A 15,963-nucleotide genomic window follows, 5' to 3' on the forward strand; every position below is an offset into this window, starting at 1 on the left:
GTGGCCACATAGCGTTCATGCCGCCTGCCCTTCCGCGATTTCCCAGCACCGCCGGATCGCAGCCAGGCGCTGATCCCGCCAGTCCCGGTCTGCCGGCGCGAGTTCACCCTCTCTGGCAAAGCGCGCATCCAGATCGTGCAACCGTCGCAGAGCGGGGCCTGCGCCCTCGCGAATGGTCTTGAGCGTCCACCCGCCCGGCCAACGCCGCGTCTTGCGCAACTCGGCCAGAAGTTCGGGCGCCCAGCCCTCGGCCAGTGCTGTCTGCCCGCAGGCATGGGCGAAGACCGCCCTGATCAAGGGCGACGCGCCGTCGCCCGGTGGCTGGATGTCCGCCGCCCAAGACAGAATCAGGTTGGAGATCGGAAAGCGGTCGCGATCCTTTCCGCCCGGATTGGCGGCCACCTGCTCTTCCAGCGCCATCAGGCTGGCCTCTGACATATAGGCCAACCGAGCGCACATATCCCTGACCATTTCGTCAAAGCCCGCAACGGTCAGCGTCGTCGGCTTCGCCAGCCCTCTTTTCTTCAGCGGCTCGACCAGAAACCGCATCACCCGCTTTTCGCCTTGGGCCTGTTCCTCGCCATTCATCCCAGCACCTCTTTTCCCCAGCATGCCGACTTATCCACAAGCCACACCGGTCGAAGTCCGGACTCGGCATTATCTTTCTCTTTTCTTTCTCTTCTCTTTTCAGAACGGAATGTTTCGGAGCGAAAACGGCCGGAAATCGGCGCAGACCATTCCCATTCCTTCCGAATTCCTTCCGGTTTCCTTCCAGTTCTTTCCGAGTTCCTTCCAAATTCTTTCCGGCGGAAGAAACCGGACGAAATCAGCCGTCCCCGCGCAGGGCCTCCAGCTCCATCTGTTCCATGGCCTGCCGCACCACATTCGGCCGACGCTGCTTGGTGCCGAAGTGATCGAGCAGATACTGATCGAGGCGAACGACATAGGCATCGTCCTCGGACATCTGCCTGCTGCCGCCAGCGCGGATGATCTGGTTCGGCAACTGCCCGAGCCGCTTGCGCTCCCGGTCGGCAGCGAGCTTGTCCTCGTACTCCTCTTTCAGGCCGAGCGCGGATTTCACCACCTCCAGCACCACCGGATGAAAGAGCCTGACCTGGCCGTTATCACAGATGCACTTCTGCCATTTGTAGAGCGGCGGCACCTCGCGCGCGCTCAACTGGCGCCACCTGTCGAGGGGCACGTCAACCGCGTTTGCCAATAGGCGCTCATCCGTCGGCAGGGTGCCAACCGGCGACTGTTCCTGCGCGGCGCAGAAAAGGTCGAGGGCGACCGCACGCACGTCGTGATCGGCCAGGCTGCGGAAATCGCTGTTCATCCAGCGCCGGTAGTTGAACATCATGAAGAAATGGCTGTCGAGCCGCACGGATGACGGGATCGGGTATTCCGGCAGGTCATCCGTCGCGACCAAGCCGATCTGGCGCGGCAGCGCGTTCATGCCACACCGCCTTCCGTCGCGATCTCGCCGCCGAGGGCAGCAAAACCAGCGATATCGACCCAGCTGTCGACGTGACTGGGATTGGTCGACGCCCGCACCAGCTTCACGGCGATCATGAAGGCCGCGACATCCTCCGCACCGCGCGGGCGGTCACCGCGCGCTTGGTCGAGCGCGGCCCAGACCTGGGCGATAGCGTCGAAACTGACCCGCGCGCTGCCATAGGCCTCAGCCCGGTCGTGGATGATGCAGAAACCTGCGTCATCAAGGATTTTGCTGCGGATCACGTTATTTCCCTTTCGATCCGTTGATATTTCGGCCGGGCCGCGACGTTGGCGGCAAGCCGCCTAAGATCGTCGTGAGCCTCGGCCGGTGTCAGCGCCAGAAGATCCGCGAGGAATTCGCGAATGCCCTCGCGGGCGCCGGCGCGGAATGCGTTCTCGTGGCGGATGCGATTGCGGGTCACAGCAGCACCCCTTGATGCAGGCTCTGGCCATCCTCGCGGTTCATGAACCGGAAAGCCGGCTCACCGCCCCGCCAGGCCCGATCCTCGCCGCGACGGACCTCGACACGCGGCCGGACGTGGACCGGGGCCTCAGGCATCAGCGGCAGCGGCAGCGGCTCTTTGACAGTCGCGCCCTGGCCGCTGATGGCCCGGAAAAGCGGCTTGGCGGCCGGCGCGGTCACTGGCACTGCCTCCACTTTAGCCCGGTCAGAACCTCGGCACACTCGGCCCGGATCAGTAGGTCCCGACCCATGTCACCGATGTGCCGGCCCGCCTTCAGGCCAGCAATGGCAGCGGCAAACAGCAAGACTGAAGAAGCGATATCCGCATCGCCATCACATTGGGCGATCACCTGATCGGCGATGGCCAGCGATCCGGGGCAATGATGCGTCATGCCACCATCTCCCCATGCCTTATCCACAGCATATCCCGATGGACGCTCTGCCGGATTGTGTCAGAAACTAGGGATTGCAGGACGACTCGCGCCAACGAGTCGCCCTGCGAGTGAAGCCGCTGCACTCGCACAGACAGCGGCACCACAGCAGCCACGTGGAAGGAAAAACCATGGCTACTTACTACCACCCGGTAACGGGTGTCTTGCTGAACCACATCACGGTCCAGCGCTCCAACTTGGGCTGGCTGGAACGGGAGACCGCTCGCCTGTTGCGCCGAGACGGCCTCTCCCAGCAGCAGATCGCCGCCAAGCTCGGCACGAACCAGGGCCGCGTCAACGAAGCACTCGCCGACGACGATGACGACGGCGAAGGAAGCTCGGGGGCCAGCGGCCAAGCTTCGCTGTTCTGAAACCTGACCGGGCGGACAGGAAGGGAAACCTTTCGGCCAATCATCCCCACGCTTCATCTTGCCGCAATCTCGCGGCCAGACGACGACTTCAGACAGCCGGTGGTATTGCTGCGAATACTTTCGTCCAGCCAGCCCGGCACTCCCCCCTGAAGTGTAGAGGCCAACGAAGACCTCCAGCGCCAGCGCGCCGGCCCCTGAAAATTGTGTATCATAAAACACAATCGCCTTGCATTGTCCGACGCTGTTGTGTATCACTATACACAAGAAAGAGGGGCGGAAATGGAACGCAACAGCCGGAAGCTGATCAAGATGCTGGAAGCGGACGGTTGGGTCCGGGTCGCGGTCAAGGGCGATCACTGGCAGTTCAAGCACCCGGAGAAGCCCGGCCGCGTGACCGTTCCGCACCCGAACAAGGACATCAAACCCGGCACAGTCATGTCGATCTATCGACAGGCCGGATGGCGCTGAAAGGAGACCAGCATGCGTTACGTCGCTTTCCTGCATACTGACGAAGCCGGCGGCTTCGGCATCAGCTTCCCCGATTTCCCCGGCGCCATCTCTGACGGCGATACGGTCGAGCAGGCCATCCAGCGCGGTGAGCAGGCGCTGGCCTTCCACGTCCAGGGCATGCGCGAGGACGGCCTCGACGTCCCTGCCCCCCGCAGCGTTGACGATATCCTGACCGATCCCGCCCTTGCCGAATGGCGCGCAGGGGCGCAGATCGCCCATGTCGCCCTGATCCTGGACCGCGGATCGCCCAAGCGGGTGAACATTTCCCTGGACCCGGGTCTTCTGGATGCCATCGACGCTGAGGCGGCGCGGCGCGGCATGACGCGCAGCGCGTTCCTGTCCTCGGCGGCACGGGCGGAGATCCATGCGGCGCACTGACAAAGGCGCCGCTTCCGGCCAGGAGTAGCGGGCGCCGCTCATGCCGCCGCCTCGCGCTCGGCCAGGACCTCATCCCGGCACTGCCGAATGGTCTCGATCACCGCCTCGACATCGACACGACGCCCGGCGGCGCGAGGCAGGGAAACCACCAGCGCAACCCGAGGAGCGGTTTCCGGGCGCGGATCGGCAAGATCGACCTCGACCCCTGGCACCTCCTCCAGCCTGACGCGCTGCTTCGCCCCGTCGCCTTCCATGGTCCGGACCCGGCGATCACGGCCCACGAAGCGCAGATGGCCGTGCCGGTGCATGTGATGCCGGATGCAGCCCTCGCTCACGCCCAGCCGAACCGCCGCGTCCGTATAACTCGCGGCGGTGCTGCCGTCCGGCATGGCGATGGGATCGGGCGCCGGCTTTTCCAGCCGCGACAGGTCGCCATGAACGCGCATGTGCTTGTGGACGGTCTGAACCGTCACGCCCAAAGCTTCGGCCGCCTCGCGGGCGCTGTCATATCCGGGAATCTCGATCTTGCGCGGCGGGCTCATGCGGCGTTCTCCGCAGCGATCGGCTTGATGCCCGCGAGGATCGTGCCCTCGGGATAGGATCGCAGCCCACGCAAGCCCGCCGCCTTCGCATCGACGGCCCGGATGACATGGCTGACCAGCCCCGAGGTCGGACTGTCGATGGTGACCTGAAATTTACGCAGGAGGGGCGGAGCTGCGCGCCCGCTCTGGTTGTCGGTTTGCCCCCGTTCCTGCGCCATTTTCCGTTCGCGCGCCTTGCGGACCGCCCGATATACCCCGTTCGCCGAGATCCCGAGCGCCTCGGCGACCATGCGGTAGGAGCGACCCTCACCAAGCCTTGCCAAGACCCAGTCGTCACGCTCAACAAGCAGCGAGGGGGAGACATTGCTGGGCAGGGGCCCGCACAGATGCTTTGGCGCCTTGAGAACCGTATCGGTCATTGCTTCCGTGCCCCCTTGATCCTGTGGAAAAACTTTTCCGATTGCGCTGTGAACCGATCGGCCGCGGCGGCGGACTCTCCCGCCAGCCGCAGAGCCCGCCGGCGGCGGGCCTCGTAATATCGCTGGGCGATGCGCCACCAGATCCGCATTACTGCACCTCCGGATCGATGACCTGGAACACCGCTTCGGCACCGACCAGGGCGATGACCTTCAGCACATAGCGAAAATGAGGGGCGTTCTCGCGGCGCAGCCAGTTGCGCACGGTGCGCGACGTCACCGGCCGGCTGTCCGAGGTCAGCACGCTGGCCGCGATCTCTGCCAGCTCGTTCTCCGACCGCGCCTCCGGGAACGCGCGCCACAGAAGGCCGGCGAACCAGGCGCGCTCGGCCTCCTCGCCACCGCATTTTCGGAAAGACATTTCAGATAATCCTGTGCTGTTGTGTCCCCGTGCAGAAGGACGATCACCAGAACGGAAAGAGGGCGTGGGATGATGAACAGTCATGCCGCGTCCTCGGAGGTGGAAGCGATGGGGTTCAATGCTACGAAGCGGCGGAAACGGTTGAGATCCTCTCCGCCCCGCGCCAAACGAGCCCTAAGCCGTTCGGCAAACTTCGCATTGTTAAAGGCGCGCTGACAAATCGTGGACTCCTTGAGCCCGGACGCAGCCGCGTATGCCTCTATCTCAGCAATGATGATGTTCGGGTCCATGCCGCAAGATATTTGGTATTTGCCAAGTTCTGTCAATTGGCAAATGCAAAATTGTCTTTGCCACTTGCCAAGCTATAGCCTGCCAGCATGGCGATGCACCCGATCACACAGCGGATAGACGCTCTGATGGAAGAGCAAGGCATGAGCAAGGCGGACTTAGCTCGCTCCGCCGGCATTCCCTATCATCGCCTCAATCCATGGTTCATCCGCGACAATGCCAAACCGAACGCAGAGGACATCGAGGCAGTGGCGATCGCACTGAATGTGCAGCCCAGTTTCTTGATCAGCGGTCAGGCCGATGGGCCTCGCGATGAGCGGTCTTGGATCCTATCGGTCTACGATAACCTTCCGGCTGAGAAGCGGGCACAATTGGAAGGTTTCGCTCGCTTTCTGGCAGACGAGGCGAAGGGTAGCCAAGGCACTGAGCGAAAAGGGAAAGGAGTTCCGGAGAAAGCTGATCCAGACACCTGATGAACTCTTCTCTCGTGTCCACAACCATCTCCCGATTCGCAAGAACATTACGAGAACTTTAGGCAACCTTCCGCCGATGCTTCAACCCCAAGTTGCGTAGCCCGCCCGACGGCGGACTTTTCATGCGCCATAGCCCGGCGCTGGCAGGTGTGCAGCGTCGCCCACCCTGCCGGTAGGATAGCGATCGCGAATCATTATGCCAAATCGAAATTTGGCGATTGCCAATTTTCATCTTGACGTTTGGCATTTGCCAAATTAACGTTCACCCAATCGGCATCCCGCCGACTGGGAGACCTCCGGTGACGACAGCACCCCAAGATACGCATGACGACGCGCCGCCGGACTATCCCGGCTTCGTTCCCAGCGCTGACGAGGCGGCGCTTTTCGATGGAATGTCTGCTGGGGTCGATGCCTTTGCGACCACGCTGGCAATGCGGTTCGAGGATGCCGGGTCGGCGCCGATGGTGGGTGCTTCTCTCGTCGCCTATCTGCTGGTCGGTGCCGCGTGGAAATTCGCGGCTGTGACGCGCATCGTCGAAGGCGGGGAGCCGGACCCGGCCAATTTTCTTGGCTTGGCGACCGAGATCACCAGGCGTTTCAGTTTCGATGCCGACGCCATCCGTTCCGCGCTGACCGCGATGGAAGGGGGTGCATCATGATCCCCGCCCGCAATGCTAGCCCGAACCTGGACTCTCTCAGGCGCCGCGCTGCTGCCGAGGCGGATGAGATCGCGCTGCGCGACGCCCACCGCCGCCCGCGCGTACCGGTCCACGATTTTTGCCCCACCGATTCTCTCGCGCGATCGATCTTCGACGACGAAGAGCGCCGCCCCGTCGCCTGGGCCGGCCTGTTCATCTGGTTGGGCGTCGCTGTTCTGGTGCTGATCGGCTTTGCCCTTGGCTTGGCGGTCGGCGCCACGGACTGGCGGGATGCGCTGGACTTCCTGTCGCCCACCGCCGCCCAGGCGCGCGATGCCGGCTGGGTTTCGATCGCGGAGGAGCTGTGATGTCTGAAAAGAGAAGCTTCGCTAAGGAGTATCTATCCGGAAGCGGTGTCCACACCATTCGCGAACAGGGCACGGTGGTCTTAGGCAATCTGCCGGATGATCCCGATAGTATACCTGCAACCCCGCCCGCTGGTTTCGTATGGATGCAAGGCGGGTGTTGGTGGGGACAGATCGAGAGCTACGGCATCGCTGACGTTCGCATTAGCGTTGCCGGGGAGGTCCTCGACTTCGTTATCACCCTGGAAGACGCTATCTCGCTCCGCTCCCTCCTCGATCAGACCATCCAGGACATGCAGGAGGCACCATCGACCGGCGTCGAGAGATCGCCATCTCTCCGCGAGGAAGGCCGATGATGCAGCAGCATTACGCCATCCGGCCTCGCCGCGGCCATCGCGCCCGCCTGCTGAGCGCGGAGATGCTGGCGCGCTTTTTCGACAACCGCGATCCGCGCGCTTGGACCGATCCGGTTCCGGTCTGCGCGACCGAATGGGTGGCCTGACGGCTTGTCGCCGCCCTCACTGGCTGGCCGCTTCCTTTCTCCGACCTCCCTCAGGAAGCGGCCAGCACTTTTCCTTTCACACCGCGCCCGGCGGTTCCGGGCTTGTCAGAGGAGATGCCATGAATCGCCTTTTGAAATGGCTCCGCCACGATCACCTGCCGCCGCACCTGCAGGCGGTGGTGAAACCCATCGACACGCTGGCGCAGGAGATGGACGGCGCGCTCGCCGAGGGCGCCGAGAAGACCGCCGGCATGCGCAAGCTGGTCGAGGCCAAGGATTGCTTCGTCCGCGCGCGGATCGAGCAGGACGAGGAGGCCTGAGCTATGGCCCGCCACGAACTCAACTTCCTCGAATTCATCCAGGGATTCCGCCGCGGCGAGCTGCTGGAGACCGGCGACCAGAAGCTGTCCGAGCTGATCGAAGCGATCCGCGAGACCGGCAACGGCGGCAGCCTGTCGATGAAGGTCAGCATCAAGGTCAACAAGGCCGGACAGCTGGAAGTGGTGCCCGACATCACCATCAAGAAGCCGACGCGCAGCATGGGCACCGGCATCTATTTCGCAACCGACGATGGCCGGCTGACCCGGCGCGACCCCAACCAGATGGATTTCGAGGACGAGCTGGAGCGACGGCGCTCCAGCGAGGCCTGATCCACGCCAATCGCCAAAGGAGGCACCATGGCACCGAACCCGAACCAGCCGCAGGGCACCAGCATTCTGCTTGAATCCGATCCGCGCAGCGCCCTCGACACCGCGATGGAAGCCGCGCGCATCGCGTCGCCCGTCATCAGCGGCCCGGACGGCCGCACCCACGTCGCGCTGCCGGAGCGCATCAAACTCCATGACATCAGCGATCCGAACCGCCTGCCCTCGCGCGTGCGCCAGGCCGTGACCGTCGATGATCGGGCATCGCTGTCGGCTTATGCCAACCGCTACAAGTCCGACCGCTCGATCATCATCGCCGACTTCGACGCGCTGACGATCTCGGCCCGGCTGGACTGGCATGATCACAACCAGGGCGAGGCCTTTCCCGCGCCGGGGCACAATACCCATGCCGTGATCCTCGCCCTGCGGCCGTCCGAGGAGTTCTCCCGCTGGGACGAGATGGAGGGCAAGATCCATCCGCAGGCGGATTTCGCGCGGTTCCTGGAAGAGAATAGCGTCGATATCGGCCATCCCGAAGCAGCGACCATGATCGAGATCAGCCGCGATTTCGAGGCGACGGTGGGGCAGGTCTACAAGTCCGCCGTGCGGCTGGACAACGGCGACCGAAAGCTGGTGTTCGAGAGCGACACCAAGGTGCAGAACGGAGTGATCATCCCCGAGAAGTTCACCCTCTCGATCCCGATCTACAATGGCGAAGAGCCCGAGGAGCTGACCTGCCTGTTCCGTTGGCGCGCGACGGGCGGCGGCGGCGTCGGGCTGGGCTTTCAGTGGCATCGGGTCGAATACCAGCGCCGCGCGCATTTCGCCCAGATCGCCACCACGGCCAGCGAGGAGACCGGCCTGCCGGTCTACATGGGCCGCTTTTCCTGACCTGACCCTTCCGGTGCGCGGCGCGGCTCGCGCCGCCATCCCGAATGGTCAGGAAGGAATGCGATATGTCCGAGGCAAGGATTACCCGCCATGTGAGCGAGCATCACGCGGTGCAGGGCGAGGCTGAATATGTCAATCGCGCCGCACCCGAGCAGGCCGAGGCTGCGCCGGTGGCGTGGACCAGCCTTGCGGCTCTGACGGCGGTTTCGGAAGGACGGTCAGCTTGGATGTTCCCGGCTAAAGCGGGTGACGATTTGAGCGGATCGATCCCTCTCTACACAAAACCAGGCGCGCAGACCTCGGAACTGAAGGCCGAACTGGCCCGCGCGCTTGCCCAGATCGAGGACTTGGAGGCTGAATGCGATCGGCGCCATGCCGCGTTGCAGGGCGCGCCCGCACCAGGAATCGTGGAGGATCTGTCACAGGCTGCAAGGGATGTTCTGGCAGAGCGGCAGCGGCAGGTCAGCGCCGAGGGCTGGACGCCCAAACTTGATGACCAGCACGATCAGCGCGAAATGGCCAAAGCAGCGGTCTGCTACGTCCTGTGGGGCGCCGGTAACGCCAACGGCGCAGCCGAGCACCATCCGGGCATGCCGCGCGTCCCTGGCTGGCCATGGGAAGAAAGCTGGTGGAAGCCGACCACGCCGCGCCGCGACTTGGTTAAGGCAGGTGCCCTGATCCTTGCTGAGATTGAGCGGCTTGACCGTGTCGACGCGCGCGCTTTGTCGGGAGGCGATCATGACTGATCGCTGGATCAAGCAGCCCGGCCCCGGCCAGATGCGCGGCGAGGGCGAGTGGGTCGAATACCTCGGCACCGACGACGAATGGGAATGGCTGCGCGGCACCGGTTTCCTGCCGACCGCCGAGGGCGAGATGCCGGCGGAGGAGCGGGCCGATGGATGACGACGATTATTTCACCGTGTTGCCCACGTCCTGCACGATCCCGACGCGCGGCGCCCTGGCCATCTACTGCGGTGACAAGCCGCGCCGCACAGCAGACGGCCGCACGTCCATTCCGCTGCGCGCGCCGCTGCTGCTGATGCCGCAGGACATGTGGTCCGATCCCGAGGAGACGATGCTGAAGGTGGCCGACGTCTTGAACCGGCACGCCGGCGTGTTCTTTCCCTCGGCGACTGACCGTCAGGCAGAGCACGACCGGGCTGTTCTGGCGGGGGAACGCTGATGGCCGAGAATTCCCGTATCGAATGGACGCACCACACGTTCAACCCGTGGATAGGGTGCCAGAAGGTTGGGCCGGGCTGCGATCATTGCTATGCCGAGGCCTGGGATAGCCGCGGGCTCCAGCAGCGCGAAACGCGCTGGGGGCCGCACGCCGCCCGGACGCGCACCAGCGCGGCGAACTGGCGCAAGCCTTTGGCATGGGACCGGGCAGCAGCGGCGGCCGGCGAACGCCATCGCGTGTTCTGCGCCAGCCTCGCGGACGTGTTCGACAACCATGCCTCGATCCTGCCGGAATGGCGGGATGACCTGTGGCGGCTGATCGAGGCGACACCGAACCTCGATTGGATGCTGCTGACCAAGCGGCCGGGCAACATCGCGAACATGCTGCCGGTCCCGTTCGATTTCGAGCGGCTCTATCCGAACGTCTGGCTGGGCTGCACTGTGGTCAACCAGGCAGAGGCCGACCGGGACATTCCCAAGCTCCTGGCGGTGCCGGCTGCGGTGCGGTTCCTGTCCATGGAGCCGCTGCTGGGGCCGACGGATCTGACGCGATTGATGTTGCAGCCAGGCGGCCAGCATCGGAACGCCTTGACTGGCCACACGAAAGGTTTCCTGACCGACTACGAAGGGTCCCGTCTCGACCTCGTAATCGTCGGTGGCGAGAGCGGGCCCGGCGCCCGGCCGATGCATCCCGAGTGGGCACGGTCCCTGCGCGACCAGTGCACCGCCGCCGGCGTGGCGTTCCATTTCAAGCAATGGGGCGAGTGGGCGCCATCGACACCAGAAGAGGCCACAGGCAATCCAAGGTCAGGGTGGCGGTGCCTTGCTGGGCATCCGCATGTCCCGAAGGCAGCCGAGCTTTACCCAGAGGCTGAGGCGGCCTTCATCGAGCGCAAAGGCAAGAAAGCCGCCGGACGACTGCTGGAAGGCCGCACCTGGGACGAGATGCCGGGGGTGCGATCCTGATGCCGATATATCCGCCCCGCCCCGATCCCTTCGAGTGCGCCATCTGCGGCAAGGTGCGACCGCTCCAATGGCAAGACCGCACGCAAACGGATTACCCGCCGCTTTGCTGGGCTTGCGAGCAATACGGGTGGCGGTTGGGACCGATCACCCGCAAGCCCGACATGCGACTTGCCAAGCAAATTGCAGCGCTGGCCGAGGCGCTGAACGAAGAAGCCAGCCGGAAAATCTATGAGGAGGCTCGCCATGGCTGAGCGAGACTATGTCAGCACGCCGGTCGCGGACAGCCTTGGGCTGCGCGATATCATCCTTGGCCTTGCCGCCGATCTCCAGCAGCTGCGCGACGGCAAGATCAGCCCGAACGAGGCCCTCGCCCGCGCGGCGCTGGCCAAGCAGATGTTCAACGGCGTCCGGCTCTACATGCAGGCGGTGAAGACCATCGAAGCGGCCGCGCGCGACGTGAGCCAGCCGCAGACGATCGAGGGGGGCGCGGAATGACGGCAGCGCTCCGCGTCGGCATCCTCTGCGAGACCTCGGGCAGGATACGCCGGGCCTTCGCTGCCCTTGGGCATGATGCTACATCCGTTGACCGCCTGCCGGCCGAGGACGGCAGCAACCATCACATCGTCGGCGACGTGCGGGACTACCTCGACTATGGCTGGGATCTGCTGATAGTCTGCCACCCGCCCTGCACGCGCCTTTGCAACAGCGGCGTGCGCTGGCTGTCGGAGCCGCCCAAAAACCCGCCCAGCGATGCGACCCCGGCCGAGAGGGCGGCATGGCCGATCCTGTCGCGCGAGGCGCGGCTGGCCATCATGTGGCGGCTGCTGGACGAAGGCGCCGAACTGTTTGCAGCCTGCTGGCAGGCCCCGGTCCCGCGCGTGGCGGTCGAGAACCCGGTCATGCACAAGCACGGCCGCTCCCGGATGCCCGCAGATCTGCCCAAGCCCCAGATCGTCCAGCCCTGGCGGTTCGGCGAGCCGGCCTTCAAGGCAACCGGCTTCTACCTGCGCCGCCTGCCGCCGCTGACCGCCACGAAGCGGCTGATCCCGCCCAAGGCCGCGACCGAGCCGGAGCGGCACAAAGCATGGTCGGCGATCCACCGCGCCAGCCCGGGCCCCCACCGATGGAAAATCCGCAGCAGGACCTTCGAGGGCATTGCCCGGGCCTGCGCCGAACAATGGGGCGGCTACGCCCTCGACCAGATCAGGAGGATGGCGTGATGGGCGCGTTCATTCGCCATGCCGATGTCGCCGATATGATCGGCATCAGCCCTAGCACCTTCCACAAGGCGCGCCCCGCGCTGGAGGCCGAGGGCTTTCCAGCGCCGGACCCGGTGCTGCGCCGCTATATGCGGGCCGACGTAGAGGCTTGGATACAGTCTCGCCGCCGTGTGCGTGATCCTGATACGGTCGATCTCGAGGGCGCCCCCGTCAAGATCAACTGGGACGCCCTTTAGGCACGCATTTCAGGAGGATAGAGAATGCGTTTCAAGGAAGCTCTAAGGGACGGCAGCGATCCGCTGTATGCGCCCTGCACAGGAGTGTCCCGCGGGATCACGTATTGGAAAGCGCCAAAGAAGTATCGCGACCTGGGCTATAAGCCTACCAGTGTTGCGCTGGGAAAGGTCGGTGAGACCGACCCCAAGGTGTTGGCGCGCGAGGCCCGCAAGCTGACGGTGGCCATGCTGGATCATTTCGCGGCGCCTGACTATCCGGTCGGCACCTGGAACTGGCTGATCCATCGCTACGAGACTGACGACTATTCGCCATTCCGCAAGGTCAAGTTGAACTCGCGCAAATCCTACCGCGAGCAGCTTGCCAAGCTGAAAGGCGCGATCGGCCATCTTCCCATCGCCGCCATGACCTTCGAGGAAATCTCGAAGATGGAGGTCATGATGCAGCGCAAGGGACGCACCCCGGGCTACATCCGCCGCCTGATGCAGATGATGCGCATCGTGGCCGGATATGGAAAAGCGTTGCGGATCAAGGAAGCGCGCGACGTTTCTGACACGCTGGGCGAGATGACCTTCGCTTCGGGACCGCGGCGCAATGTTCACCCGACGCGCGAGCAGATCCGCGCCATCATCGACGAAGCCGACCGCCGCGGGCTTCATGGCTTTGCTGCCAGCATCCTGATCCAGTGGACCTACATGCTGCGCGCCGTCGATGTTCGCGGGCACTGGTGGCCGAACGATGGCCAGGAAGGCGGGTTCGTGCGCGCCGGGATGCGCTGGCAGGACGGCCTGACCTGGGACATGGTGGCCCCCGATCTGTCGTCATTCGATAAGGTGATCAGCAAGACGCGCAAGAGCATGCCTTGGCCCATGACGTTCGAGTTGACCCCCGAACTCAAGACCCGCCTGCGCATGCTCGGGGTTACGGGACGTTTCGGGCCCGTGATCCGGGACCGGAAAGGCTCCCCCTACAAGCAGGACACCTTCAGCAAGACCTTTGTCCGCATCCGTGATCACCTGAAGCTTCCCAAGGAGATCACAATGATGGATACCCGCGCCGGTGCCATCACGGAGGGAAGACAGATGGGAGCAGATCCGTTCGCCTTGCGCGATGCCGCTCAACACGCCAATGTTGCCACCACTGATCGCTACGTCCGCGGTCGGAGCGAGAGCGCGGCGAAGGTTGTCAAGCTTCGAAATCAATAAGAAATGGACGTTTCAACAGGAATGCCTAAGCGGATGATAAATCAGGAGGAAATCCTCGCTTCCCTCGGAAGCCCGGTCAGTCGGAAAAACGCCGCCGAGACGGTGTTCGAGGATCTGCGAGGCGCGATACTTGCCGGCAATTTGCCGGTGGGCATCCGTTTGCCGTCCGAAGCCAAGCTGGCCGAGCGCTATGGCGTCAGTCGGCCGATCATCCGCGAAGCCATGCGCTCGCTGCAGACGCTGGGGCTGACCCGCAGCCGCAGTGGCAGCGGCAGCTTCGTCATTTCCGACCGGCAGACGCCCGAATTGGCCTATGGCAGCTATTCGGCGCGCGAACTGATCGAGGCCCGCCCCTTCATCGAGATCCCCGCCGCCGGCTGGGCGGCACTGCGGCGCAGCCCGGACCAGCTGGCCCGGTTGACGCAGCTTTGCGACAGCATGGAACGGCAGGAGGACGCGCTGAAATGGGTGCGGCTGGATTCCGACTTCCATTGCCTGATCGCCGAAGCGGCCGAGAACACCGTCTTCCTTCGCGTCGTCACCGACTCGCGCGAGGCGCTGATGCGCCAGTCCGAACTGGTGAACCTGATGGCCGATCGGCGCGTGACCTCGAATCACGAGCATCGCGCCATCGCCGAGGCGATCGCCGCCGGCTCGGAAGCCGAGGCCCAGGTCGCCATGCGCAAGCACCTGAACGAGGTCGAGCTGGCGATGACCTGGATCATCAACCAACACGGCTGATTTCAGCCGGCGGTATTTCTTTCCGCTTATCCAAGATCTTGCAGACCATCTTTCACGCTTTTTGGGGCGCGCGTCCGCCACTGCCGGCCTCTGCCTCGGCAAAGATCCTTGACGCCGCCGCGCCCCAAACCCTAAACGCAAAATCTGTCATACAGCCTTTCAGATAATCCGATCATTGCGCCGATGGCAGGAGGCGGCCGCGGCGCGATTCGGGGCGGAGGAGCCATGTCCCATCAAACCACCCCTGCCGAAGGTCGGGCGCTCGCCAAGAAGGCGTGCGGCTATCACCAGGATCTCAAGCCGCGGCAGGTCCAGGTGGCACCGGGCTTTTCCTGGGCGCGGGCGGCCGGCTGGCCAGCGCCGGACCGGCGCTGGCTCGGCATCATCACCGCCCACCGGCATCGCCAGCCCGGCCCTTCTGCTGGGCGTGGTGGTGCTGATGGCTCTCGACCATCCGATCGGCACCTGGACCGTCGCCTCTTTGCTGGTGATCGTGCCCGCGCTGGTGATAGGGTGGCATCTTGCGCGCGACCGCATCCACGGCGCGGCGCAGCAGCTTGAGGAGGAGATCGCAGACATGCAGGGCGCGTCGTGACCGTCATTGCCGAAAAGCCGCTGGTGGCCGTGCTGGCCACCGGAGGCACCATCGCCAGCAGCCGCGGCGCCGACGGCTCTGCCAGTCCCAGCCTCAGCGGCCAGGACCTGCTGGGCCTGCTGCCTCCCGTGGCCGTCGAGCTGCGCCCGCAGGAGCTGCTGGCGCGCGATTCGGCCAGCCTGACGCTGGCCGACATGCAGCGCATCAGCGATGCGGTCGGCGCGCAGCTTGCGGATCCGCGGCTGGCCGGCATCGTGGTGCTGCACGGCACCGACGCGATGGAGGAAACCGCCCTGCTGGTGCAGCTTCAGCATCTGCCGTCCAAGCCCGTGGTGTTCACCGGCGCGCAATTCGCCTCGGATCACCCGCGATCCGACGGGATCGCCAACCTGGCGCTGGCGCTCGACAAGGTGCTGCAGGGCGGGGCCGGCGTGACCGTGGCCTTCGGCAGCCGGCAATTCCCGGTCTGGGGGCTCTACAAGTTCGCGACGGACTCGGCGGATGCCTTTCGCTGCGTGGCGCATGAAGGCATGGGGCCGCGTCGCACCCTGCCCGCCCCGGTCGCCGGGCTGAGGGTCGATATCGTCGCCGCCCATCCCGGCAGCGACGGCGTGCATCTGGATGCCAGCATCGCCGCCGGCGCCCGCGGCATCGTGGTCTCGGCGCTGGGGTCGGGCAACGCCTCGCCCGAGCTGGTCGCGGCCATCGCCCGCGCCCGCGCCCGCGGCATCACCGTGGTGGTGTCGAGCCGCGTCCCCGAGGGCATCCTGGCGCCGATCTATGGCGGCGGCGGCGGCGGTCACGACATGAAGCGCGCCGGTGCCATTCATGCCCGGCTGCTGCGGCCCGGACAGGCCCGCATCCTGCTGGCCGCCATGCTCGCCAACGACCGCCCCGAGGAGGAAATCGCCGAGATATTCGAGAAAGCATAGTTTTCTTCTGATCTTACAGGAAGAAAATCCATGTTTTCTAGGGCAATGCCCTTGCCTT

Annotated in this window: 31 protein-coding genes and 1 pseudogene; 22 read left to right on the forward strand and 10 right to left on the reverse strand. The window is 64.7% G+C overall.

All coding sequences use genetic code 11. The features are described 5' to 3' along the window. Positions 1-15 precede the first annotated feature (15 nt). The 6 genes from NBE95_RS19850 to NBE95_RS19875 all read right to left on the reverse strand — a co-directional run bounded on the left by NBE95_RS19850 (position 16) and on the right by NBE95_RS19875 (position 2,352). The gene (locus NBE95_RS19850) at positions 16-588 is read right to left on the reverse strand and encodes a hypothetical protein (RefSeq protein WP_289896184.1); all 573 of its coding nucleotides are present in this window, start codon (positions 586-588) and stop codon (positions 16-18) included. Positions 589-826: 238 nt separating this feature from the next. After that, entirely contained in the window at positions 827-1,456 is a 630-nt protein-coding gene (locus NBE95_RS19855; RefSeq protein WP_289896185.1) for a hypothetical protein, read from the reverse strand. Then, a complete protein-coding gene (locus tag NBE95_RS19860) occupies positions 1,453-1,740 on the reverse strand; it encodes a DUF6378 domain-containing protein (protein WP_289896186.1) in 288 nt (95 codons plus the stop codon). The genes NBE95_RS19855 and NBE95_RS19860 overlap by 4 nt, the downstream gene beginning before the upstream one ends. Further along, a complete protein-coding gene (locus NBE95_RS19865; protein ID WP_289896187.1) occupies positions 1,737-1,919 on the reverse strand; it encodes a hypothetical protein in 183 nt (60 codons plus the stop codon). The genes NBE95_RS19860 and NBE95_RS19865 overlap by 4 nt, the downstream gene beginning before the upstream one ends. Further along, on the reverse strand, positions 1,916-2,140 hold the full coding sequence (locus NBE95_RS19870; protein WP_289896188.1) for a hypothetical protein: 225 nt from the start codon (positions 2,138-2,140) through the stop codon (positions 1,916-1,918). Before NBE95_RS19870 ends, NBE95_RS19865 begins: the two co-directional genes overlap by 4 nt. After that, a complete protein-coding gene (locus NBE95_RS19875; protein ID WP_289896189.1) occupies positions 2,137-2,352 on the reverse strand; it encodes a hypothetical protein in 216 nt (71 codons plus the stop codon). Before NBE95_RS19875 ends, NBE95_RS19870 begins: the two co-directional genes overlap by 4 nt. A 170-nt stretch (positions 2,353-2,522) precedes the next feature. Between NBE95_RS19875 and NBE95_RS19880 the strand changes: the two genes are divergently transcribed. The 3 genes from NBE95_RS19880 (at position 2,523) to NBE95_RS19890 (ending at position 3,650) form a co-directional block, all read left to right on the forward strand. After that, positions 2,523-2,762 (forward strand): hypothetical protein, encoded by a 240-nt coding sequence (locus tag NBE95_RS19880; RefSeq protein ID WP_289896190.1) that lies wholly within the window; start codon positions 2,523-2,525, stop codon positions 2,760-2,762. A 279-nt stretch (positions 2,763-3,041) separates the two neighbouring features. Beyond that, positions 3,042-3,230, forward strand: coding sequence for a type II toxin-antitoxin system HicA family toxin (locus NBE95_RS19885; protein ID WP_028716902.1), 189 nt, complete (start codon positions 3,042-3,044; stop codon positions 3,228-3,230). A gap of 12 nt (positions 3,231-3,242) precedes the next feature. After that, on the forward strand, positions 3,243-3,650 hold the full coding sequence (locus NBE95_RS19890; protein WP_289896191.1) for a type II toxin-antitoxin system HicB family antitoxin: 408 nt from the start codon (positions 3,243-3,245) through the stop codon (positions 3,648-3,650). 38 nt (positions 3,651-3,688) lie between these two features. Here NBE95_RS19890 and NBE95_RS19895 read toward each other — a convergent pair whose 3' ends face one another. The 4 genes from NBE95_RS19895 to NBE95_RS19910 all read right to left on the reverse strand — a co-directional run bounded on the left by NBE95_RS19895 (position 3,689) and on the right by NBE95_RS19910 (position 5,319). Further along, positions 3,689-4,192 (reverse strand): hypothetical protein, encoded by a 504-nt coding sequence (locus NBE95_RS19895; protein ID WP_289896192.1) that lies wholly within the window; start codon positions 4,190-4,192, stop codon positions 3,689-3,691. Further along, a complete protein-coding gene (locus tag NBE95_RS19900; RefSeq protein WP_289896193.1) occupies positions 4,189-4,611 on the reverse strand; it encodes a hypothetical protein in 423 nt (140 codons plus the stop codon). Before NBE95_RS19900 ends, NBE95_RS19895 begins: the two co-directional genes overlap by 4 nt. A gap of 148 nt (positions 4,612-4,759) precedes the next feature. Next, entirely contained in the window at positions 4,760-5,029 is a 270-nt protein-coding gene (locus NBE95_RS19905) for a hypothetical protein (RefSeq protein WP_289896194.1), read from the reverse strand. 80 nt (positions 5,030-5,109) lie between these two features. After that, positions 5,110-5,319, reverse strand: coding sequence for a hypothetical protein (locus NBE95_RS19910; RefSeq protein ID WP_289896195.1), 210 nt, complete (start codon positions 5,317-5,319; stop codon positions 5,110-5,112). An 87-nt stretch (positions 5,320-5,406) separates the two neighbouring features. Here NBE95_RS19910 and NBE95_RS19915 point away from each other — a divergent pair, with 87 nt between their 5' ends. From NBE95_RS19915 to NBE95_RS20005, 19 genes and pseudogenes are all read left to right on the forward strand, one after another. Beyond that, positions 5,407-5,790 carry a helix-turn-helix transcriptional regulator gene (locus tag NBE95_RS19915; RefSeq protein WP_289896196.1) on the forward strand — a complete coding sequence of 128 codons (384 nt, stop codon included), beginning with the start codon at positions 5,407-5,409 and terminating at the stop codon, positions 5,788-5,790. 299 nt (positions 5,791-6,089) lie between these two features. Then, the gene (locus tag NBE95_RS19920; RefSeq protein WP_289896197.1) at positions 6,090-6,449 is read left to right on the forward strand and encodes a hypothetical protein; all 360 of its coding nucleotides are present in this window, start codon (positions 6,090-6,092) and stop codon (positions 6,447-6,449) included. After that, the gene (locus NBE95_RS19925; RefSeq protein ID WP_289896198.1) at positions 6,446-6,796 is read left to right on the forward strand and encodes a hypothetical protein; all 351 of its coding nucleotides are present in this window, start codon (positions 6,446-6,448) and stop codon (positions 6,794-6,796) included. The genes NBE95_RS19920 and NBE95_RS19925 overlap by 4 nt, the downstream gene beginning before the upstream one ends. Next, positions 6,796-7,149: a hypothetical protein gene (locus tag NBE95_RS19930; RefSeq protein ID WP_289896199.1), complete on the forward strand. Its 354-nt coding sequence runs from the start codon at positions 6,796-6,798 to the stop codon at positions 7,147-7,149. Before NBE95_RS19925 ends, NBE95_RS19930 begins: the two co-directional genes overlap by 1 nt. Further along, entirely contained in the window at positions 7,146-7,295 is a 150-nt protein-coding gene (locus tag NBE95_RS19935; RefSeq protein ID WP_289896200.1) for a hypothetical protein, read from the forward strand. Before NBE95_RS19930 ends, NBE95_RS19935 begins: the two co-directional genes overlap by 4 nt. 119 nt (positions 7,296-7,414) lie before the next feature. After that, positions 7,415-7,615, forward strand: a complete 201-nt coding sequence (locus NBE95_RS19940) for a hypothetical protein (RefSeq protein WP_289896201.1) — start codon at positions 7,415-7,417, stop codon at positions 7,613-7,615. 3 nt (positions 7,616-7,618) lie between these two features. Next, on the forward strand, positions 7,619-7,945 hold the full coding sequence (locus tag NBE95_RS19945) for a hypothetical protein (RefSeq protein WP_289896202.1): 327 nt from the start codon (positions 7,619-7,621) through the stop codon (positions 7,943-7,945). A gap of 27 nt (positions 7,946-7,972) precedes the next feature. Then, positions 7,973-8,830, forward strand: coding sequence for a DUF2303 family protein (locus tag NBE95_RS19950; RefSeq protein ID WP_289896203.1), 858 nt, complete (start codon positions 7,973-7,975; stop codon positions 8,828-8,830). 65 nt (positions 8,831-8,895) lie between these two features. Continuing rightward, complete coding sequence (locus tag NBE95_RS19955; RefSeq protein ID WP_289896204.1) at positions 8,896-9,576, forward strand: hypothetical protein; 681 nt, start codon at positions 8,896-8,898, stop codon at positions 9,574-9,576. Then, positions 9,569-9,733 (forward strand): hypothetical protein, encoded by a 165-nt coding sequence (locus NBE95_RS19960; protein ID WP_289896205.1) that lies wholly within the window; start codon positions 9,569-9,571, stop codon positions 9,731-9,733. Before NBE95_RS19955 ends, NBE95_RS19960 begins: the two co-directional genes overlap by 8 nt. Then, positions 9,726-10,013 (forward strand): hypothetical protein, encoded by a 288-nt coding sequence (locus NBE95_RS19965; RefSeq protein ID WP_289896206.1) that lies wholly within the window; start codon positions 9,726-9,728, stop codon positions 10,011-10,013. Before NBE95_RS19960 ends, NBE95_RS19965 begins: the two co-directional genes overlap by 8 nt. After that, the gene (locus NBE95_RS19970; RefSeq protein WP_289896207.1) at positions 10,013-10,978 is read left to right on the forward strand and encodes a phage Gp37/Gp68 family protein; all 966 of its coding nucleotides are present in this window, start codon (positions 10,013-10,015) and stop codon (positions 10,976-10,978) included. The genes NBE95_RS19965 and NBE95_RS19970 overlap by 1 nt, the downstream gene beginning before the upstream one ends. A gap of 243 nt (positions 10,979-11,221) precedes the next feature. Further along, positions 11,222-11,473: a hypothetical protein gene (locus NBE95_RS19975; RefSeq protein ID WP_289896208.1), complete on the forward strand. Its 252-nt coding sequence runs from the start codon at positions 11,222-11,224 to the stop codon at positions 11,471-11,473. Next, positions 11,470-12,198 carry a hypothetical protein gene (locus NBE95_RS19980; protein WP_289896209.1) on the forward strand — a complete coding sequence of 243 codons (729 nt, stop codon included), beginning with the start codon at positions 11,470-11,472 and terminating at the stop codon, positions 12,196-12,198. Before NBE95_RS19975 ends, NBE95_RS19980 begins: the two co-directional genes overlap by 4 nt. Further along, the gene (locus tag NBE95_RS19985; protein WP_289896210.1) at positions 12,198-12,434 is read left to right on the forward strand and encodes a hypothetical protein; all 237 of its coding nucleotides are present in this window, start codon (positions 12,198-12,200) and stop codon (positions 12,432-12,434) included. The genes NBE95_RS19980 and NBE95_RS19985 overlap by 1 nt, the downstream gene beginning before the upstream one ends. A 24-nt stretch (positions 12,435-12,458) precedes the next feature. Next, positions 12,459-13,637, forward strand: a complete 1,179-nt coding sequence (locus NBE95_RS19990) for a recombinase (RefSeq protein WP_289896211.1) — start codon at positions 12,459-12,461, stop codon at positions 13,635-13,637. 33 nt (positions 13,638-13,670) lie between these two features. After that, positions 13,671-14,378, forward strand: a complete 708-nt coding sequence (locus NBE95_RS19995; protein WP_289896212.1) for a FadR/GntR family transcriptional regulator — start codon at positions 13,671-13,673, stop codon at positions 14,376-14,378. A 388-nt stretch (positions 14,379-14,766) separates the two neighbouring features. Further along, positions 14,767-14,973 (forward strand): annotated as a pseudogene (locus NBE95_RS20000) (hypothetical protein); the annotation flags it as partial. Continuing rightward, positions 14,970-15,905, forward strand: coding sequence for an asparaginase (locus NBE95_RS20005; RefSeq protein WP_289896213.1), 936 nt, complete (start codon positions 14,970-14,972; stop codon positions 15,903-15,905). The pseudogene NBE95_RS20000 and the gene NBE95_RS20005, both read left to right, overlap by 4 nt. Positions 15,906-15,963 lie beyond the last annotated feature (58 nt).

Source organism: Paracoccus sp. TOH (assembly GCF_030388245.1).
GTDB lineage: Bacteria > Pseudomonadota > Alphaproteobacteria > Rhodobacterales > Rhodobacteraceae > Paracoccus > Paracoccus simplex.

What these genes read in the sequence shown, in the direction of transcription:
- NBE95_RS19850 (WP_289896184.1), bottom strand. Translation starts at nt 588, where the DNA reads ATGAATGGCGAGGAACAGGCCCAAGGCGAAAAGCGGGTGATGCGGTTT.
- NBE95_RS19855 (WP_289896185.1), bottom strand. Translation starts at nt 1,456, where the DNA reads ATGAACGCGCTGCCGCGCCAGATCGGCTTGGTCGCGACGGATGACCTG.
- NBE95_RS19875 (WP_289896189.1), bottom strand. Translation starts at nt 2,352, where the DNA reads ATGACGCATCATTGCCCCGGATCGCTGGCCATCGCCGATCAGGTGATC.
- NBE95_RS19880 (WP_289896190.1), top strand. Translation starts at nt 2,523, where the DNA reads ATGGCTACTTACTACCACCCGGTAACGGGTGTCTTGCTGAACCACATC.
- NBE95_RS19885 (WP_028716902.1), top strand. Translation starts at nt 3,042, where the DNA reads ATGGAACGCAACAGCCGGAAGCTGATCAAGATGCTGGAAGCGGACGGT.
- NBE95_RS19890 (WP_289896191.1), top strand. Translation starts at nt 3,243, where the DNA reads ATGCGTTACGTCGCTTTCCTGCATACTGACGAAGCCGGCGGCTTCGGC.
- NBE95_RS19895 (WP_289896192.1), bottom strand. Translation starts at nt 4,192, where the DNA reads ATGAGCCCGCCGCGCAAGATCGAGATTCCCGGATATGACAGCGCCCGC.
- NBE95_RS19900 (WP_289896193.1), bottom strand. Translation starts at nt 4,611, where the DNA reads ATGACCGATACGGTTCTCAAGGCGCCAAAGCATCTGTGCGGGCCCCTG.
- NBE95_RS19905 (WP_289896194.1), bottom strand. Translation starts at nt 5,029, where the DNA reads ATGTCTTTCCGAAAATGCGGTGGCGAGGAGGCCGAGCGCGCCTGGTTC.
- NBE95_RS19910 (WP_289896195.1), bottom strand. Translation starts at nt 5,319, where the DNA reads ATGGACCCGAACATCATCATTGCTGAGATAGAGGCATACGCGGCTGCG.
- NBE95_RS19915 (WP_289896196.1), top strand. Translation starts at nt 5,407, where the DNA reads ATGGCGATGCACCCGATCACACAGCGGATAGACGCTCTGATGGAAGAG.
- NBE95_RS19925 (WP_289896198.1), top strand. Translation starts at nt 6,446, where the DNA reads ATGATCCCCGCCCGCAATGCTAGCCCGAACCTGGACTCTCTCAGGCGC.
- NBE95_RS19930 (WP_289896199.1), top strand. Translation starts at nt 6,796, where the DNA reads ATGTCTGAAAAGAGAAGCTTCGCTAAGGAGTATCTATCCGGAAGCGGT.
- NBE95_RS19935 (WP_289896200.1), top strand. Translation starts at nt 7,146, where the DNA reads ATGATGCAGCAGCATTACGCCATCCGGCCTCGCCGCGGCCATCGCGCC.
- NBE95_RS19940 (WP_289896201.1), top strand. Translation starts at nt 7,415, where the DNA reads ATGAATCGCCTTTTGAAATGGCTCCGCCACGATCACCTGCCGCCGCAC.
- NBE95_RS19945 (WP_289896202.1), top strand. Translation starts at nt 7,619, where the DNA reads ATGGCCCGCCACGAACTCAACTTCCTCGAATTCATCCAGGGATTCCGC.
- NBE95_RS19950 (WP_289896203.1), top strand. Translation starts at nt 7,973, where the DNA reads ATGGCACCGAACCCGAACCAGCCGCAGGGCACCAGCATTCTGCTTGAA.
- NBE95_RS19955 (WP_289896204.1), top strand. Translation starts at nt 8,896, where the DNA reads ATGTCCGAGGCAAGGATTACCCGCCATGTGAGCGAGCATCACGCGGTG.
- NBE95_RS19960 (WP_289896205.1), top strand. Translation starts at nt 9,569, where the DNA reads ATGACTGATCGCTGGATCAAGCAGCCCGGCCCCGGCCAGATGCGCGGC.
- NBE95_RS19965 (WP_289896206.1), top strand. Translation starts at nt 9,726, where the DNA reads ATGGATGACGACGATTATTTCACCGTGTTGCCCACGTCCTGCACGATC.
- NBE95_RS19970 (WP_289896207.1), top strand. Translation starts at nt 10,013, where the DNA reads ATGGCCGAGAATTCCCGTATCGAATGGACGCACCACACGTTCAACCCG.
- NBE95_RS19975 (WP_289896208.1), top strand. Translation starts at nt 11,222, where the DNA reads ATGGCTGAGCGAGACTATGTCAGCACGCCGGTCGCGGACAGCCTTGGG.
- NBE95_RS19980 (WP_289896209.1), top strand. Translation starts at nt 11,470, where the DNA reads ATGACGGCAGCGCTCCGCGTCGGCATCCTCTGCGAGACCTCGGGCAGG.
- NBE95_RS19985 (WP_289896210.1), top strand. Translation starts at nt 12,198, where the DNA reads ATGGGCGCGTTCATTCGCCATGCCGATGTCGCCGATATGATCGGCATC.
- NBE95_RS19990 (WP_289896211.1), top strand. Translation starts at nt 12,459, where the DNA reads ATGCGTTTCAAGGAAGCTCTAAGGGACGGCAGCGATCCGCTGTATGCG.
- NBE95_RS19995 (WP_289896212.1), top strand. Translation starts at nt 13,671, where the DNA reads ATGATAAATCAGGAGGAAATCCTCGCTTCCCTCGGAAGCCCGGTCAGT.